This is a genomic window from Actinocrispum wychmicini, assembly GCF_004345645.1.
Lineage (GTDB): Bacteria > Actinomycetota > Actinomycetes > Mycobacteriales > Pseudonocardiaceae > Kibdelosporangium > Kibdelosporangium wychmicini.
The window spans coordinates 119,178-136,221 of the sequence record NZ_SLWS01000006.1; the positions used below are offsets into that span (position 1 = coordinate 119,178).

The window sequence follows — 17,044 nt, forward strand, 5'->3', positions numbered from 1 at the left end:
ATCGCCCCCCAATCGCACCGCTCCAGGACACTCCGGTTGTACCTCACGGGTACGACAATCTTGGGCGATGCGCTTCTCACCTGTGTCCGACGCCACCCTCGTCGATCTTGTCGTCGCCCGCCTGGCGGACCTGCCGGGCCGGCTGCGGGTCGGGATCGACGGCGCCCCGGCCGCCGATCCCGGCCGCCTGGCGGACCGCCTCGTCGACCCGCTGCGGATCATGGGCCGGGAGGTGGTCCGGGTCCGGGCGCGCGACTTCCTGCGTCCCGCGTCGCTCAGGTTAGAACGCGGCCGGACCGACCCTGACTCCCGTTACGACGACTGGCTGGACGCCGGCGCGCTGCGACGCGAGGTGCTCACCGGGGACAAGGTGCTGCCCGCGTTCTGGAACGTGGAGACCGACCGGGCGACGAGGGCCGACTACGTTCCGTTGCCACCGGGCGGGATCGTGCTGCTGGACGGCGAGCTGTTGCTGGGCCGCGGGTTCGGCTTCGACCTGACCGTGCACCTGTGGCTGTCCCCGGCCGCGCTAGCTCGGCGGACCCCGGCGGCCGAGGAGTGGAGCCTGCCCGCCTTCGACCGGTACGAGCAGGAGGTGGCGCCCTTGACCGTCGCCGATTTCGCGGTTCGCGTCGACGACCCGAACCATCCCGCGCTCCGGACTACCTAGGGACTGGTCATTCCGACTCAGTTGGTCTATACCAATTGGTGAACACCTCACACACCCTGCCTCGAGGAGGTTCACCATGCGGAAAGTCCTGACCGTGATCGCGTCCGCGGCACTGGCGTTCACGGTTCTGAACGTTGGTGTGGGCCAGGCGGCCACGGCGACCTCAGTGGCGCCCTATGTGGACATGGGAGCGTGGCCGACCCCCGTGCTGTCCACCATGGCCGGCAAGGGCGGCGTCAAGAGCTTCACCCTCGGCTTCGTCACCGCGGCCGGCTGCAAGGCCAGCTGGTTCGCCGCGTTCGACCCGCGGACGGCGTGGCAGAGCGACGAGATCGCCAAGATCCGCGCGGCCGGCGGCGACGTGAAGGTCTCGTTCGGCGGCGCCAGCGGCATCGAACTGGCCTACATGTGCAACACCCCCACCGCCCTGGCCAACGAGTACGACGCCGTCGTCAACACGTACTCGCTGAAGGCAGTGGACTTCGACATCGAAGGCGCGGCAGTGGCCGACCCGGCCACCATCGCCCGGCGTTCGCAGGCCCTGCAGATCCTGCAGAGCCGCCACCCCGGCCTGAAGATCTCGCTCACCCTGCCCGTCCTGCCCAGCGGCCTGACCTCGGACGGCGTGAACGTGGTCCAGCAGGCCAAGAACGCCGGCGTGAACCTGGATCTCGTGAACGTGATGGCGATGGACTACTACCAGGGCCCCGCCGACCAGGGCGCCAAGGCGATCGCGGCGGCCAAGGCCACCCAGGCGCAGGTGAAGTCCGTCTACGGCGGCACCGACGCGGCCGCGTGGAAGCGGATCGGCGTGACCCCGATGCTCGGCGTCAACGACTCCCGCACCGAGATCTTCCTGCAGAAGGACGCCCGCGCGCTGGTGAGCTTCGCCCAGTCGGTGCACCTGGGCATGCTGTCCACCTGGGAGCAGGGCCGGGACGCCAACGCCTGCAACGGCGCCCTGTACCGCTGCACCAACGTGTCCCAGGCACCGTACGAGTTCTCGAAGATCTTCGCCGGATACAACGGATAGTTCACCCGAGCAGCCGGCCGTCTTCCTTGCCGTACAAGAGAAGCCGGCCGGCTTCAGGGGCGACGGTCACCCGCGCGCCCACCGCGGGCTCGTGCTGTTCCCGGACGGTCACGCCGACCAGGGTGCCGTCCGGGCACTCCAATGTCAGCAGTGAGCTGACACCGAGGTTCTCCACGGTCGACACGGTCCCGGTGATGCCGTCGGCGCCCAGCGCCAGGTACTCCGGCCGGATGCCCACCACGACCTTGGTGCCGTCGTCAAGCGGCAGCGGCGCCGGGAGTGTCGCGCCGGCCACGGCGACCTGGCCGCCCTCGACCACGCCGTCGAGCAGGTTCATCGGCGTCGACCCGATGAAGTTCGCCACAAACGTGTCCGCCGGCCGCGCGAACACCTCGCGGGGGCTGCCCAGCTGGCGGATCCGGCCCGCCTCCATCACCGCGATCCGGTCGGCCAACGCCAGCGCCTCGGCCTGGTCGTGGGTGACGAACACTGTGGTGACGCCGAGTTCCCGTTGCAGGCGCTTGAGGAACGTCCGCGCCTCCAATCGCAGTCTGGCGTCCAAATTGGACAGTGGCTCGTCGAGCAGCAGGACGTCCGCGTCCATCGCGACGGCCCGCGCGAGCGCCACGCGTTGTTGCTGGCCGCCGGACAACTGCCCGGGGCGGCGCTCCAGCAGGGCGCTCAGGCTGAGACTGGCGGCCGTCCGCGCGGCCACTTCCTGCTGCGTCGCCTTGGGCTGCCGGCGCACCCGCAGCGGATAGGCGATGTTCTCGGTCACGGTCATGTGCGGGAACAACGCGTAGTCCTGGAACACCATGGCCACATTGCGTTTCCCTGGCTCGACGGACGTCACATCCCGGTCCCCGATCGAGAGCGTGCCCTCGGTGGCCTGCTCCAGGCCGGCGATCGTGCGCAGCAGGGTCGTCTTCCCGCAGCCGGACGGCCCCAGCAGCGCGAAGAACTCCCCGTCGGCGACGGTCAAGTCCAGCCCGTCCACCGCGCGCACCCCGTTGGGGTACACAGTCGACAGTCCGGTGACGGTGATCTGGGCCATCAGCTCTTGATCCCTCCGTGGAACCGGAAGCCGTACCGCTTGCTCACGAACAGGTACAGCACGACCACCGGGATCGAGTACAGCAGCGAGAACACCGGGATGACGGTCAGGTTCGCGCTGCCGCCCTCGTCCTGCAGGGTCCGCAGCAGCACCGCGGCCGGCTGGCCGCCGATGTCCCGCAGCAGCAGGAACGGCAGCAGGAAGTTGCCCCACGCCTGCACGAACGACCACACCACGATGGTCGCGATCCCGGGCCGCGCGACCGGCACGACGACGTGCAGCAGGATCTGCCGGGGCGACGCCCCGAACACCCGCGCGGACTCCTCGTACGACCGCGGCACGGCGTCCATGAAGTCCTTCAGGATGAAGATCGCGGCCGGCAGCATCCCGCCCGCGATCACCAGTGCCGTGCCGTACTGGGAGTTGATGAGCCCCAGCTGGTACATCATCACGAAGATCGGCACCATCGCGGCGGTCCCGGTGACCACGCTGGACAGCAGCAGAAGCACGTACAGCAACGCGTCCCGGCCCGGAATCCGCACCCGGGACAAGGCGTACGCGGCGCAAGCGGCGAGCACCGTCGTGATCACCATCGCGAGCGTGCACAGCACCAGCGAGTTCAGCAACGAGGTCAAGGCATACGGATGGTTGACCGTGGTCGTGACGTTGTCCAGGGTCCAGTCCGGCCACCGCAGCCCGAGCCCCGGCCTGCTGTCGAACGGCGCGCTCGCCAGCCACAGCATCGGGATCGCGAAGAACGCCAACACGACCGCGAAGAACACGGTGTACCCGATCCGGCGCAGTACCAGCGAGGTCATCGGCGCCTCCGCAGCAACCGCAGGTACACCAACGCGATGACCAGGTTCATCAGCAACAGCAGGAACGAGATCGCCGACGCGTAGCCGAGCTGACCGGAGCCGAGCGCCTGCTGGTAGATGAACACCGGCAACGTCTCCGACGCGTGGTTCGGCCCGCCGGCGGTCAGCAGGAACGGCGAGAAGTCGTTCGCCGTCCACAGGCTGATCAGCAGTGTATTGGTGAGCACGTGCCCGCGGATGTGCGGGAACACCACGTCCCGCAGCATGCTGAGCTTGCCGGCGCCGACCAACCGCGCGGTCTCCAACTGCGAAGGCGGCACCACGGCGAGCGCGGAACTGTAGAGCAGCATGGAGAACGCTGTGCCACGCCACAGGTTGAACACGATCAGGCTCGACATCGGATACTGTACGAGCCAGGCGATGCCCGGCGTCTGCAGCATCAGGTTGAGTGTGCCGTTGTCGCGGTCAAGGGCCGCGATCCACAGGTACGCGACCACTGTGCTCGGCAGGATCCACGCCAGCAGCACCAGCGCTTCGACCACCCGCCGCAGCCATCGCCGGGCACTGCGCATCGTCCACGCCAGGGTGAACCCGAGGATGTTCTGGCCGATGACCGCGGACGCGAGCACGTACAGCAGGGTCAGCCACAGCGAGTTGCCGAACAGCGGGTCGCTCAACGCGCCGGTGACGTTGTCCAGGCCGACTGTCTTCGGGTCCACCGAAGCCGGCCCGGTCAGCGTGTAGTTGGTCAGTCCGATGTAGATACTCCAGAGCGCCGGAAAGACCAGGAACACGCCGATCAGGATCAACGCGGGCGTGACGAACCCGACCGCCCGCGCGCGGCCGAGCCCGGCCGAGTCGGTCGCCGGCCGTCGCGTACGACGCGACGGCTCGGCGAGCACCTGGTCAACCGGTGGCAATGTTGCCCTCGCCGACCGCCTTCGCCAGCGCCTGCTGATACGCGGCCGCGGCCGCGTCCGGGCTCTTGCCGCTGACCACGTCGGCCGTCGCCTGCTGCAACGCGGACGACACCTGCGGGTACGGCGCCAGACCGGGCCGGTAGCGGGTGATCGGCAGCACCTGCTTGGCGATGAACGACAGCATCGGGTCGCCGGCGAGGACGTCGTCGTTGACGTCACTGCGCTGGGTGATCTGCGGGATGCCGGCGACCCTGGTCTTGGTGGCGTCGAACGAGTTCATGAACTGCATCAGGTCCCACGCCTGCTGCGGGTACTTCGTGTTCGGGTTGATCACCCGGATGGACCCGCCGGACATGCTCACGAAGTCCTGCCCGCCGACCCCGGCGCCGGACCGCATCGCCGGGATCTTGGCCCAGCCGACCGCGGTGTCCCGGTCGGCCATCTTGGCCACGCCGTTGTTCGGGTTCACCACCGCGCGCCAGAAGTAGTCGCTCTCCAGCAGAATGCCGATCTTGTTGTCGGCGAACTGGCTGAACGACTTGTCCCGTCCCTTGGCCTCCTGCTGCAGCAGCGGGTCGCCCAGACCGCCGGCGTAGACCTTCTGGTACAGGCCGAGCACGTCCTTGACGTTCTGGGTGGCGCCCTGCCACTTGCCGTCCGCGTAGATCGGCTTGCCCGTGCCGACGAGCAACGGCAGCACGCCCTGCATGGTGGTCGCCTCGGTCATCGCCGTGCCCGCGTTGAGCTGGATCGGCACCACACCCTGGAGCTTCTTCAGCGCCTGCCCGGCGGCCAGGACGTCGTCCCAGCTGCGCGGCTGCCAGTCCGCAGGCAGCCCGGCCTGGGCGAACAACTTCTTGTTGAAATACAGGACGCGGCCGTCCGTGCCGGTCGGGACGCCGTAGCGCTTGCCGTCGAAGTCGCCGAGCGCGGCCACCGCCTGCGGGATCTTCGACCAGCCGTCCCAGGCGTCCACCTTGTCCCTGCCGACCACGTCGGCGAGCGGCTTGACCTGGCCGGCCTGGGCGAACTCGCCGAGCCAGATGCCGTCGACCTCCAGCACGTCGGCGCCACCGCCGGTCTTGAGGTCAAGGGCCACCTTGGTCTTGTAGTCCGCGTCGTCGGCGCCGTTGCCCTCGAACTTGACTGTGGCGTTGACACCCTTGGCTTTCTCCGCCTCGACGAACTTCGGGATGACGTACTCGCTGATCCACTTGGCGCCGGCCGCGTTCTTCCCACCGGCCTGGGAGTTGGCCCCGATGGTCAGCGTCACGTCCTTCGCTTCGGAGTTCTGTCCGGTGTTCGTGTCCGCGGACTTGCCCACGCACCCCGCGGTCAGCAGCGTCACACCCGCGAGCACCGCCATCAGGGACTTCAGTCGCATCGTCGCGCCCTCCCATAGCAAAAACCCACAAACTCGACATGGGTCGCGTTATCCTCTGTCAGAAGTTGATCGTTGACAAGGGTCGTGATCGGCCCTTTCGGGCGAGGCCACGCGGTGGTGCACGCGTTGATCACTACGACGGGGTAGCGTTCGGACCGTGGTAGCCCCTGATCCCGTGGACGTCCGCCTCCTCAGCCTGGTGGCCGAGATGGGCCGCGCCGCGGTGCACGAGGTCGCCGCCCGCCTGGGGCTGGATCCCCGGGAAGTGGCCGCTCGGCTGGTCGCGCTGTCCGCCAACGGCCTCCCGTTGATGGTGGGCGTCGAGTGCGACCCGAACGGGATTCGCGCGGCCCTGGCCGCCATCGCCCATCAGCCAGCCCATCAGCCGCCGATGGTCTCGCCGCCCGCGGGTTTCCCGTCCGGCGCCTACCAGGTGCAGGGCACACCGTCCGGGACGTATCCGCCCCCGCCGCCGTCCGGTCCGTATCCGGTCGCCACGCCGCCGTCGGGCCCGTACCAGGTCGCCACGCCTTATCCCGCGCAACAGCAGGCTTACGCCCCACCCATGCCGCAGCGGCCGAACCCGGGCTGGCCGCAGAACCCGCCGAGCCAGCCGTTCCCGGCCCAGCCGCCGCCCCCGCCGGACCCGGCCGCGAGCACGTGGGGCCCACCCCAGTCGTCCTCGTGGGCCCGCGGCGACCAGCCACACCAGGCGGCCCAGCAGCCCAGCCCGCCACGGACGCCCGCGGCGGTGCGGACCGGGAAGGTCGGCGGCACCCTCCAGGCCGAGGGCCTTGAGGGCGAGTACCTGTCGATCCAGCTGGTCGAAGTGGTCGACCCGGCCGACTTCCTGTTCACCGCGGCCGGTTACCGGCTGCAGGAGGGCGAACGGTCGGTGGTCGTGCACACCGAGATGGTCAACAAGGGCGCGCAGCCGTTCAACTCGTTGCCGGACCTCTACCTCGTCCTGGTCGCCAAGGACGGCCGGGCGATCACCAAGGCCCCGGTGTCGCTGTCGTCCCGCCCGCCGCACCGGATCGGCGTCGCCCCCGGCGAAACCGCCGGCGGACACACCGTCTACGTGCTCCCGGAGAACGTCGAGCTGACCGCCGTCCGGTGGAGCCCACGCCCGGACGACACGGCCCGAACCCTGACCTGGGCCGTCGAGCCTTAAGGCCTGTATCGAGGTCCCCGTCCGCGATACAGGCCTTAGGACTCGGCGCGTAGCCCTGCCAGGGAAGCGGCGAGATCCGCGGGATATTCGCTGGTGAACTCGACCCAGCGGCCGTCGGCCGGATGCTCGAAGCCCAAGGCCCGCGCGTGCAGCCACTGCCTGGTCAACCCCAGGCGCTTGGCGAGCACCGGGTCGGCCCCGTACGTCAGGTCGCCCACGCACGGGTGCCGCAGCGCGGAGAAGTGCACCCGGATCTGGTGGGTCCGGCCGGTCTCCAGCTTCACCTTCACCAGCGAGGCCGCCCGGAACATCTCCAGCACCTCGTAGTGGGTCACGCTCGGCCGGCCGGACGCGACCACGGCGAACTTGTAGTCGTGCTTCGGGTGCCGGTCGATGGGCGCGTCGATCGTGCCGGCGCTCGGGTCCGGGTGCCCCTGGACGATCGCGTGGTAGGTCTTGTCGACCGTCCGCTCCTTGAAGGCCCGTTTGAGCACGGTGTACGCGTGTTCGCTCTTGGCCACCACCATCACGCCGGTCGTGCCGACGTCCAGCCGGTGCACGACGCCCTGCCGCTCGGCCGCGCCGGACGTGGACACCCGGGTCCCGGCCGCGGCGAGCCCGCCGATCACGGTGGGCCCGGTCCAGCCGGGGCTCGGGTGGGCGGCCACCCCGACCGGCTTGTCGACCACCACGATGTCGTCGTCCTCGAACAGCACCCGCAGGCCGTCGACGGGCACCGGCACCAGCTCGACCGGCCGGTCCGGCGCGGGCAGCGTGACCTCGAGCACCGACCCGGCGACGAGCCGGTCGGACTTGTCCGCCGGGCGGCCGTCGATCACCACGTCGCCGGCTTCGGCGATGGCCGCGACCACGGTCCGGGACAGGCCGAGCAGCTTGGACAGCCCGGCGTCCACGCGCATCCCGTCCAGGCCGTCCGGCACGGGCAGCGTACGCAGGTCAGTCACCCGCTGTGACCTCAGCTTTCTTCTTGTCTTTGGATCGGCGGCCGTCGTACTCGTAGCCGAACAACGACAGCAGCACGATCAGGATCCCGCCGAGGACGATCGACGAGTCGGCCACGTTGAACACCGGCCAGTACTCGCCGTTCGGCCCGAACAGCGACACGAAGTCGATCACGTGCCCGCGCAGCGGCCCCGGCGCCCGGAAGAACCGGTCGGTCAGGTTCCCCAGCGCGCCGGCCAGCACCAGCCCGAGGCCCAGCGCCCAGCCGGTGGATCGGAGCCGGGGCAGGATCCAGATGATCGCGACCACCACACCCACGGCGACCAGCGCGAGCACCCAGGTCATCCCGGTGGCGATGGAGAACGCCGCGCCGGGATTGCGCACGATCTGCAGGTAGGCCAGACCGCCGAGGACCCGAACCGGCTCCTTGCCCTCCAGCTGGGCCAGGGCGAGCACCTTGGTGCCCAGGTCGAGCGCGAACAGCAGCACTGCCGTCACGACCAGGACCAACGCCTTCCGTGCCGGCGCTGGCTCGGGACTGCTCTCCGTACTCACCGGTTCATTGTCCATGCACCTACGCTGGCCTGTGTGGATGGGCCGGACGACTGGGCGGCGCGGGCACCACACCCCGCGTTGCGCCACCTCGTGCGCCGATACGTCGGGTACACGCAGCACAACGTGTCCCTGGCCGTGCACCGCGGGCTGCCGTCACGGTCAGTGACGCTGATCATCAGCCTCGCCGATCCTGTCCGCGTGGTCGACGGTCCGCACCTGCTGGCCGCGGTGGGCGGGCTGCACCTCGGGCCGGTGCTGATCAGCCAGGACCGCTTCCAGCGCGGCCTGTCCCTCGATCTCAGCCCGCTCGGCCTGCGGGCGCTGCTCGGCGTCCCGTCGACCGAGCTGACGGCGGCCGTGGTCGACCTGGCCGACCTGCCCGTGCCGTGGGCCCGGCGGCTGCCGGACCGGCTGGCCGACGCGCCGGACTGGCCGAGCCGGTTCGATGTGCTGGACGCCGAGCTGACGGCCGCGGTCAAGCCCGTGCGGCTGGTCGAGGAGATCCAGTGGGCGTGGCGGCGGATGGTGACCGGGCACGGCGGCCGGCCGGTGACCGAACTGGCCGGCGAGGTCGGCTGGAGCAGGCGGCACTTCACCGAGCGGTTCGCCGGCGAGGTCGGCATGGGGCCCAAGCAGATCTCCCGGCTGATCCGGTTCGAACGCAGCGGCGAGCTGCTGCGTGCCGGCGGGGCGCTGGCGGAGGTCGCGATCACCGCCGGGTACTACGACCAGGCGCACATGAGCAACGAGTGGCGGGTGCTGGCCGGGTGCAGCCCGTCCGAGTGGATCCGCGAGGAGCTCCCGTTTCTCCAAGACGTCAGCGTCCCCGATGAACCAGAGTCCTCGGCATGATCTGGCCTTGTTTGATGTACCGGGACGCCGAGGCGGCCCGCGTGTTCCTGACCGAGGTGTTCGGGTTCACCGAGAAAGTGACTGTGCGCGACGGCGACCGGATCGCGCACGCCGAGGTGGCGTGGCCGGAAGGCGGCGGCATCATGTACGGCACAGTCGGAAACCACCCCGACTACCCGCAGCAGGTGCCCGGCACCCAGTGGGTCTGTGTGTACACAAAGGACCCTGATGCGGTCCACGAGCGGGCCGTGGCGGCCAAGGCGACTGTGATGACCGAGCCGTACGACGCCGAGTACGGCGCGCGGAACGTGGCGATCGCCGACAGCGAAGGCAATGTCTGGACGTTCGGCACCTATCAGGGCGCGTGACCCGTTCTCCTGGCCCTCGGGGGGTGAGGGCCAGGATCACCGGGCGCTCAGGATCGAAGGAACGCCAGCAGTTCGGCGTTGAAGGTCTCCGCGTGGGTGATGTTCAGCCCGTGCGGCGCGTCCGGCACGAGCACCAGCTTGCTGTCCGGGATGGCCGCGGCCGTGCGCTTCCCGCTCGCCTCGAACGGCACGATCGGGTCCGCGTCGCCGTGGATCACCAGGGTGGGAATGGTGAACGCGGTCAGGTCGTCACGAAAGTCCGTGGTGGTGAACGCGGTCGTGCAGTCCAGGGTGCCCTTGGCCGAGGCGAACGCGGCGATGTCGGCGATGTACTGGCGCTGCTGCGGGCTGACCAGGTCGGTGCCGTTGACGGCGAAGAGGTTCGTGACGAACTGGTCGACGAACGCGACCCGGTCACCGCGGATGCCCTCGTGGAACCCGTTGAGCGTGGCCTGGTCGAGGCCGCCGTCCGGGTTCTCGCCGGTTTTGTACAGGTACGGCGGGACGGCAGCGGCGAACACGGCCTTGGCGATCCGGTCGGTGCCGTACCGGCCGAGGTAGCGGGCGACTTCGCCGCCGCCCATGGAGAACCCGACCAGGGTGACGTCGGTCAGGTCGAGGTACTCCAGCAGCACGTGCAGGTCGGCGCTGAAGGTCTCGTAGTCGTAGCCGTTCCACGGTCGGGAGGACGCGCCGAACCCGCGCCGGTCGTACGTGATGACCCGGTAGCCCTCGGCGACCAGCGCCGGGACCTGCTTCTCCCAGGACCGCCCGGACAGCGGCCAGCCGTGGATGAGCACCACCGGCTGGCCGGAGCCGGCGTCCTCGTAGTAGATCTCGACAGGGTGCCCATTGTCCTCGCCAACAGTGAGGCGTGGCATGGCGGATCCTTCCTTCAGTCCCGGAGAAACGACGGCAGCACGCGCACGTCATGCTCCGGCACCCACCGGCCGTCCGCAAGCCGGTACGTCAACGCCGGGCCGACCGTCACCAGCGTGCGCAACGCGTCCACCAGCCGGTCCACGTGTTCCGCCGTGCTCCCCAGGCCGAGGCTCGCGCGCAGCGCCTGCTGCTCAGTCGATCCGCACTTCGCCAGGAGTCGTCGCGTGGCGATGTGCGCGCAGAAAGCCCCGTCGCGCACGCCGATTCCGTACTCCGCAGACAAAGCCGCCGCGATCAGGCCGGCGTCGTGGCCTTCGACGGTGAAGCTGACGACGCCGACGCGCGGCCCGTCGAACAGGCTCAGCTCGCTCAGGCCGGGCACGCTCCGCAGGCCCTCACGAAGCCTGCGCAGCAACGAGATCTCGTGCGCCTCGATGTCCGACCAGTTGGCGGACAACACTTCGCAGGCCGCGGCGAGCGCGTGCACACCGACGACGTTCGGCGACCCGGCCTCGTGCCGTTCCGGCACCGCGGACCAGGCGACGCCCAAGTGGTCGCCGTAGTTCACGACCTGCTTGGTGGCCCCGCCGCCGACCAGGTACGGGTCCGCCGCCTGCAGCCAGTCGGCACGACCGACCAAAGCACCGGCGCCGAACGGCGCGTAGAGCTTGTGCCCGGACAGCACGACGTAGTCCACGTCCCACGCCTTGATGTCCACGGCCCGGTGCGGCGCGAGTTGGGCGGCATCTAGCGCGACCCGGGCACCGTGCTTGCGGGCGACCGCGGCCAACTCGTCCACCGGCCACAGTTCACCGGTCACATTGGACGCTCCGGTCACCACCACCAGCCGCGGGCCGGCCGGCGCCGAAACCAAAGCGTTGTCCAGCGCGACAACCGCGTCGGCCGCGGACGCCGGGGTCTGGATCCGGCGGATCCACGGACCTTTCCACGGCAGCAAAGCGGCGTGGTGCTCGGTGTCGAACAGCACGACCGAGGTGCCCTTCGGCAGCGAACGAGCCAACAGGTTCAGGGAATCCGTGGTGTTGCGCGTGAACACGACCGCGTCCCGGGAGCGCGCGCCCACGAACTTCCGCAGGACGTCACGTGCCCGCTCGTACACCTTGGTGGAGACCTGGGAGGCGAACCCGGCGCCGCGGTGCACGCTGGCGTACCAGGGCAGGAGTTCGTCCACGGCGTCCTGCACGCCGCGCAGACAGGGCGCGCTCGCGGCGTGATCGAGGTTGGCGTACTCGATGTGCCCGCCGGTGGCGAGGGGAACCCTCAGTGCGGCGCCGACAACAGCGGGGACCTGCACCGACTGGCGGGGGGTGGGGAGTGCGAGTGTCACTTCTTTCCTCCGGGCCCGGGGACCCGCATGGAGGGTCCGCGCTTGCCCTGCCACGGGTGTGGCGGGCCTGGTCCTCACCCGGGGCACCCCACCGCGGTAGGAGGGTTGCCGGCCAGCGAGCCGGGGCTTGACGCTGGCACTCATGACCTTCGGTTCGAATGTAGCGGATCGCCGCGCCGGTGAAAAGCCGTCCAGATGTCAGTCGCCGCGTTCGCCCCGCCACCGGGCGTACCGACCGGCCCGGTCGACGGCCCGGATCCGGCGCTCGGTCGCGACCCGCGCTTCCTGCGTGGCGACAACGAGAATGTGGTCGTGCTCCTGCAGCCGGGTGGACGGCTGCGGCGTGAACGCCGCGCCGTCGCGAGTGACAAGGCTCACGGTCGCGCCTGGTGGGAGGCGTAGCTCGGTCAGGTAGACGCCGTGCAACTTCGACCCCTCGGGGATCTTGACCTGGATCAGATCGGCGCCGAGTTCGTCCAGCGGTGCCGCGTCGACCTGCATCTCCTCGGATGTCGCCCCCTGGTTCAGCCCCAGCATCCTGGCCAGCAGTTTCAACGTGCCGCCCTGCACCAAGGTCAGCACGATGACGAGCACGAACACCGCGTCCACCAGCGGTTTCGCCCCGGGGAGACCGGCGCTGACCGGGATCATCGCCAGCACGATCGGCACGGCCCCGCGTAAGCCCGCCCAGGACAGGAACACCTGTTCACGCCATGGCACCCGGAACGGCAGCGCCGCGAGCACCACCGACAGCGGCCGGGCGAGCAGCAGCAGCACCGCGCCCGCGACCAGGCCGGGGACCACGGCGTCGAGCAGGCGCTCCGGCGACGCGAACAGCCCGAGCAGCACAAACAGCCCGATCTGCGACAGCCATCCCAGGCCCTCGGCGAACGACAGGGTGTCCGACCGGTGCGGCAACCGTGAATTGCCCAGCACGAGCCCGGCGACGTAGGTGGCCAGCAGCCCGGAGGCGTGCGCGAACTGGCCGCCGGCGAACGCGGCGACGCAGACCGCGACGGTCGCGAGCGGGTACAGGCCGGTCGCCGGCAGGGCGACGTGCCGCAGCCCGAGCGCCCCGAGCCAGCCCAGCAGCAGCCCGATCGCGGCGCCGGCGGCGAGTTCGTATCCGATCAGCAGCGGCATCGTCCAGTCGACCGAGGTCGCCGTCGACAGCAGGACCACCGCGATGTACGACGGCGCGTCGTTGAGGCCCGACTCCAGCTCCAGCGACCCGACCAAGCGCTTGCTCAAACCCAGCCCGCGCAACACGCTGAACACCGCGGCCGCGTCGGTGGACGCCAGCACCGAGCCCCACAGCGCGGCCAGCTTCCAGTCCAGGCCAAGAACGAAGTGCAGGCAGGTCGCGGTCACCCCGATGCTCACCGCGACCGCCACAGTGGACAGTGCGACGCCGATCCCGAGCGACGGCCGGACGTCGGTCCACCGCGTGGTCAGGCCGCCCTCGGTGAGGATGAGCACCAGCGCGGCCAGGCCCAGCGCCTGGGTGAGCTGGGCGTCGTCGAACGTGATGCCGAACCCGGCCTCGCCGAGCACCACACCGATGCCCAGGTACAGCAGCAGCGACGGCAGGCCGAGCCGGACCGCCACCCGGACCGCCAGCACGGCCACGAGCACAACGACGGCCCCGATACCCAGGGCAAGGGTCAGCCCGTTCACCCGGGCATTGTCTCATCTGTCCTAAATGCTCAGGGCGAGCAGCACGGTGAGCCGTTCGGCCGCATCGGCCGGTGCCGGCGCGAGTTCGACGATCTTGTCCCGCCCTCGCGAACCAGCCACAACGGACACATCACGCGCCCGCACCCCGAACGCCTTGGCCAGCGCGGCCCGAACGGCCGCATTGGCCTTCCCTTCGACGGCGGGCGCGGCCACGGCGACGATCAGCGCGTTCTCCCCCCAAGTCCCCCCTACCGACTCCCGCCTGACCCCGGGCTTGACCCGAACCGCGAACCGAAACCCCACCGCGCCACGATATCCCCAGCGGGGCCGACACCCCGCTGGGGCGGTCGTCAGCTGGCGGCGACGGTGATGATCGCGCGGATCTGGGCGACTATGTCCGTTCTGTTCCGCTCGAACACCGGGTCGGTCACCTGGGTCGTGTTGGTGGGGTCGAACTGCAGGACCGGCGTGTGCACGTGGCCCGCTGGCAGGGACGGCCGGACCGCGTCCCGCAGAAGCGTTGCGCGGTAGGCGATCTCGTTGGACAGGAAGCTGCCGCCGGTGCCGGCGCGGGCGACCGAGCCCGGTGTCGGGCCGTTCGGGGAGACGACCGGGACCGTTTCACCGGCCCGGATCTCGGTCACCGCGGTGTTGTCGAACACCGGGAACGGGCCGGTCTTGGCGGCCACGATCTTGGCGAACGGCAAGGTGGTCGGCACGAACTCCGGCTGTGGGGTGACGGTGGGCACGCCGGCCGGGATCGGGATGGTGGTGGCCCGGGTGACATTGTCGTTGTCCGGTCCGGTGTGCCAGCGGCCGTTGTAGTGCTCGACGTCGATCCGGCCGACGCGGCCCTGGCTGACCGTGGTCAGCATGTCGATCTCCCGCATGTGCGGCAGGAACGTGTGCTCGACCATCCCGGCCTCGAACGGCTCCCACAGCACGGGGAACATCGCGGTCTGCACCCGGACCAGGCCGGCCGGGGTCGACAGGGTCACGCCGTCCAGCGCGAGCGCGGTGGCGCCGGACGGGTTGCTGCGCCGGATGTCGCCGTCCAACTGGAACGGGTCGAAGCCGCTCACCAGCACGCGTTTGACGTGTCGGCCACCGGGGAAGTCGATCGAGTTCTGGCCGCGGGACCCCCGCTCCATGCTGTCGATCAGTTCGATCCGGCCGGCCGGTGACAGCGTGAACCGCGGTGTCCACTGCCGCAACGCGCGCGTCAACTGTAGCCGCGCCCAGTACAGCGGGCGGTCGTCACCGCGGGACAGGTCGCCGCCCGCCGGGCCGCGGCCCTGGACCCGGTCGACCGCGGCCCGCCATAGCGCCGGCCCTTCGACCTGGACCAGCAACCGCGCGAGCCGCAGCGACCGGGCGGCGCACAGCAGCGCCTCGAACCGCGGCGCGAACCGGTCAAAACCGCTGCGGCGCAACAACTCCTGCGGCACCGCCTGGTCAAGCCTGCGCTCGGACACGGTGAGCGACGCGGTCCGGTCGAAGCACGACGCGGTGTCCGCATGTGCCGCCGGCGCGACGACGACGAGAGAGCCCAGCGCGAGAGCGCCGGTCATTGCCCTACGTAAGAGATTCATCACAGTCAGCCATCAAAGCGGACCGGTGCCGGCGACAACAGGCGACGAAAGTACTAGAAACCCTTCAGGAACGCCCCGGCCACGTCGAGCGCGGCCGACGACGAGCCGCCGTCCTTCACAAGGACCGCGAACGCCACGTCACCGCGGATCCCGATGAACCAGCCGTGCGCCTCGGCGCCGTCGTTGGTGGTCTCGGCGGTGCCCGTCTTGCCCGCCAGGTCACTGAAACCCTTGAGCTTCTTCGACGCCGTGCCGCTGGCCACGACCTCGCGCATCATCGACTGGATCTGCGACAACACGGCCGCGGGCGGCGCCTTGTACCCGGCGGTGACCTGGGTCGGCGAGTCCTTCAGCAACTGCGGTGTCACGGCCTTCTTCGCGCCGACCGTGGCCGCCACCATCGCCATCCCGAGCGGGCTGGCCAGGACCGTGCCCTGGCCGATCGCGTTCTCCACCTGCCGGGTCGGGCTGTCGGAGTTCTCCACCTTGCCCAACTCGGTGGTGATGCCGGGGATGGTGAAGTCCGCGTTCAGGCCGAACTGGCTGGCCGACTTGTTCAGCGCGTCCGGCGGCAGTTGGCTGGCCATCTGGGCGAACGTGGTGTTGCAGGAGTGCGCGAACGCGGTCCGCAGCGAGACCGTGCCGAGGTCGAAGTTGTTGGCGTTGTGGATCGTGCGACTCGAGAACGTGCCTTGTCCCGGGCACTGTACCTGCGAGTCCTGATTCAGGCTCTGCTGCTGGATGCCCGCGGCCACGGTGGTGACCTTGAACGTCGAACCGGGCTGGTACAAGCCGTTCAACGCGGTCAGCGCGGAACCCGCCGCGTCGTTCTGGGCCACCGCGAGGATGCCGCCGGTCGACGGTTTGATCGCCACGAGCATGGTGGCGTTCGACTGCGTGCTGACCGCGTTCTGCGCGGCGATGGACATCCGTGGGTTCAACGTGGTCTTGATCGGCCCGACGGGAGTCGCCTGCTTGTTGACGGTGCCGTGCACGGGCGACCCGATCTCCTTGCCGGCACCGTCGACGACCGAGACGTGCCGGGTGTCCGTCTCGCCCGGTTTGCTCGCCCCGCGCACGATCGATGACAGGATCAGCGGAGACGTCTTCGGATCCACCGGTTTCGCGGTCGCCCCGGTCCAGTTCGCCAGCGCCGAGCCGTCCTCACCGACGACCGCGGCCTGGCCCTCCGGCCCGGTGACCCCACCGAGCAACGCCAGGTTCTGACCGGGCTGCAACTGCGGATACAGGATCGACGGCGCCCACTTGACCAGCCACTTGCCGGCCGTCAAGGTCAGGTTCAGCGCGCTGTCGTACTGCCAGGTGTCGGTCTGGGAGATGGTCCATACCACCTTCACCGGCACCTGGAGAGCGGTCCTGCCGCCTGACTCGTCCACGCTTGTCTTGCGGGAGAACACGACCTTCGCCGAAGCGATGTTCTTGCCGAACGCGCCGACGTCGTTCTGCGCGGTGGGCGGGTTGTCCGTCATCGGCCCCGCCTGGCCGCCGTCGCCCGCGCCGACCAGCTTGAGGAAGTTGTCCACGGTTGTCCCGACCGGCGGCCCGCTGTTGATGGTCGGCACTTCGGACGACCCGGCAGTCGATTTGGACGACGGCCAGAGCACCACCACACCTGTCACGATGACGGCCACCGCCAGCACGCCGCCGATGATCAGAATCAGACGTCTTCGTGCGTCAGTCATGAAACCACCCCCGGTTCCGGTCCATCGCCCCTTGCGGGGCAGCATGCCAGA

General features: G+C 69.8%; 17 protein-coding genes and 1 riboswitch. Of the genes, 5 read left to right on the forward strand and 12 right to left on the reverse strand.

Translation table 11 applies throughout. The features are described from left to right. Positions 1-67: 67 nt before the first annotated feature. Together EV192_RS26630 and EV192_RS26635 are read left to right on the forward strand one after the other, a co-directional pair. Complete coding sequence (locus EV192_RS26630; RefSeq protein ID WP_132120105.1) at positions 68-670, forward strand: nucleoside/nucleotide kinase family protein; 603 nt, start codon at positions 68-70, stop codon at positions 668-670. 76 nt (positions 671-746) lie between these two features. After that, positions 747-1,703 carry a chitinase gene (locus EV192_RS26635; RefSeq protein ID WP_132120107.1) on the forward strand — a complete coding sequence of 319 codons (957 nt, stop codon included), beginning with the start codon at positions 747-749 and terminating at the stop codon, positions 1,701-1,703. Position 1,704: 1 nt separating this feature from the next. Here the strand turns inward: EV192_RS26635 and EV192_RS26640 are convergent, their stop codons facing one another. Genes EV192_RS26640 through EV192_RS26655 form a run of 4 tightly spaced genes read right to left on the reverse strand, consistent with a single transcriptional unit; the run spans position 1,705 to position 5,879 of the window. Beyond that, positions 1,705-2,757 (reverse strand): ABC transporter ATP-binding protein, encoded by a 1,053-nt coding sequence (locus tag EV192_RS26640; RefSeq protein WP_132120109.1) that lies wholly within the window; start codon positions 2,755-2,757, stop codon positions 1,705-1,707. Then, positions 2,757-3,575, reverse strand: a complete 819-nt coding sequence (locus tag EV192_RS26645) for a carbohydrate ABC transporter permease (protein ID WP_132120111.1) — start codon at positions 3,573-3,575, stop codon at positions 2,757-2,759. The genes EV192_RS26640 and EV192_RS26645 overlap by 1 nt, the downstream gene beginning before the upstream one ends. After that, complete coding sequence (locus EV192_RS26650) at positions 3,572-4,495, reverse strand: carbohydrate ABC transporter permease (RefSeq protein WP_207926244.1); 924 nt, start codon at positions 4,493-4,495, stop codon at positions 3,572-3,574. The genes EV192_RS26645 and EV192_RS26650 overlap by 4 nt, the downstream gene beginning before the upstream one ends. Then, positions 4,482-5,879 carry an extracellular solute-binding protein gene (locus EV192_RS26655; RefSeq protein WP_132120113.1) on the reverse strand — a complete coding sequence of 466 codons (1,398 nt, stop codon included), beginning with the start codon at positions 5,877-5,879 and terminating at the stop codon, positions 4,482-4,484. The genes EV192_RS26650 and EV192_RS26655 overlap by 14 nt, the downstream gene beginning before the upstream one ends. Before the next feature lie 157 nt (positions 5,880-6,036). Here EV192_RS26655 and EV192_RS26660 point away from each other — a divergent pair, with 157 nt between their 5' ends. Then, a complete protein-coding gene (locus EV192_RS26660) occupies positions 6,037-7,053 on the forward strand; it encodes an AsnC family protein (protein WP_132120115.1) in 1,017 nt (338 codons plus the stop codon). 35 nt (positions 7,054-7,088) lie between these two features. Here the strand turns inward: EV192_RS26660 and EV192_RS26665 are convergent, their stop codons facing one another. After that, positions 7,089-7,973, reverse strand: coding sequence for an RluA family pseudouridine synthase (locus EV192_RS26665; RefSeq protein ID WP_132121409.1), 885 nt, complete (start codon positions 7,971-7,973; stop codon positions 7,089-7,091). A 37-nt stretch (positions 7,974-8,010) separates the two neighbouring features. After that, on the reverse strand, positions 8,011-8,586 hold the full coding sequence (lspA, locus tag EV192_RS26670; RefSeq protein ID WP_132120117.1) for a signal peptidase II: 576 nt from the start codon (positions 8,584-8,586) through the stop codon (positions 8,011-8,013). An 18-nt stretch (positions 8,587-8,604) separates the two neighbouring features. On the opposite strand from lspA, the gene EV192_RS26675 reads away from it, so the two are divergent. Both EV192_RS26675 and EV192_RS26680 read left to right on the forward strand, forming a co-directional pair. Beyond that, positions 8,605-9,423, forward strand: coding sequence for a helix-turn-helix domain-containing protein (locus EV192_RS26675; RefSeq protein WP_132120119.1), 819 nt, complete (start codon positions 8,605-8,607; stop codon positions 9,421-9,423). Beyond that, entirely contained in the window at positions 9,420-9,791 is a 372-nt protein-coding gene (locus tag EV192_RS26680) for a VOC family protein (protein WP_132120121.1), read from the forward strand. The genes EV192_RS26675 and EV192_RS26680 overlap by 4 nt, the downstream gene beginning before the upstream one ends. 47 nt (positions 9,792-9,838) lie before the next feature. On the opposite strand, the gene EV192_RS26685 is transcribed toward EV192_RS26680, so the two are convergent. The 6 genes from EV192_RS26685 to EV192_RS26710 form a co-directional block, all read right to left on the reverse strand. Further along, positions 9,839-10,672: an alpha/beta fold hydrolase gene (locus tag EV192_RS26685; protein WP_132120123.1), complete on the reverse strand. Its 834-nt coding sequence runs from the start codon at positions 10,670-10,672 to the stop codon at positions 9,839-9,841. Between the two features lie 14 nt (positions 10,673-10,686). Beyond that, positions 10,687-12,021: an aminotransferase class V-fold PLP-dependent enzyme gene (locus EV192_RS26690; protein WP_132120125.1), complete on the reverse strand. Its 1,335-nt coding sequence runs from the start codon at positions 12,019-12,021 to the stop codon at positions 10,687-10,689. A gap of 33 nt (positions 12,022-12,054) precedes the next feature. Beyond that, positions 12,055-12,169, reverse strand: a riboswitch (SAM riboswitch). A gap of 50 nt (positions 12,170-12,219) precedes the next feature. Further along, positions 12,220-13,698, reverse strand: a complete 1,479-nt coding sequence (locus EV192_RS26695) for a potassium/proton antiporter (RefSeq protein WP_132120127.1) — start codon at positions 13,696-13,698, stop codon at positions 12,220-12,222. Positions 13,699-13,719: 21 nt separating this feature from the next. Continuing rightward, positions 13,720-14,001, reverse strand: a complete 282-nt coding sequence (locus tag EV192_RS26700) for a DUF167 domain-containing protein (RefSeq protein ID WP_132120129.1) — start codon at positions 13,999-14,001, stop codon at positions 13,720-13,722. A 47-nt stretch (positions 14,002-14,048) separates the two neighbouring features. Further along, positions 14,049-15,269 carry a pyroglutamyl-peptidase I gene (locus tag EV192_RS26705; protein ID WP_207926245.1) on the reverse strand — a complete coding sequence of 407 codons (1,221 nt, stop codon included), beginning with the start codon at positions 15,267-15,269 and terminating at the stop codon, positions 14,049-14,051. 74 nt (positions 15,270-15,343) lie between these two features. After that, on the reverse strand, positions 15,344-16,993 hold the full coding sequence (locus EV192_RS26710; RefSeq protein ID WP_165960622.1) for a penicillin-binding transpeptidase domain-containing protein: 1,650 nt from the start codon (positions 16,991-16,993) through the stop codon (positions 15,344-15,346). Between the last annotated feature and the right edge of the window lie 51 nt (positions 16,994-17,044).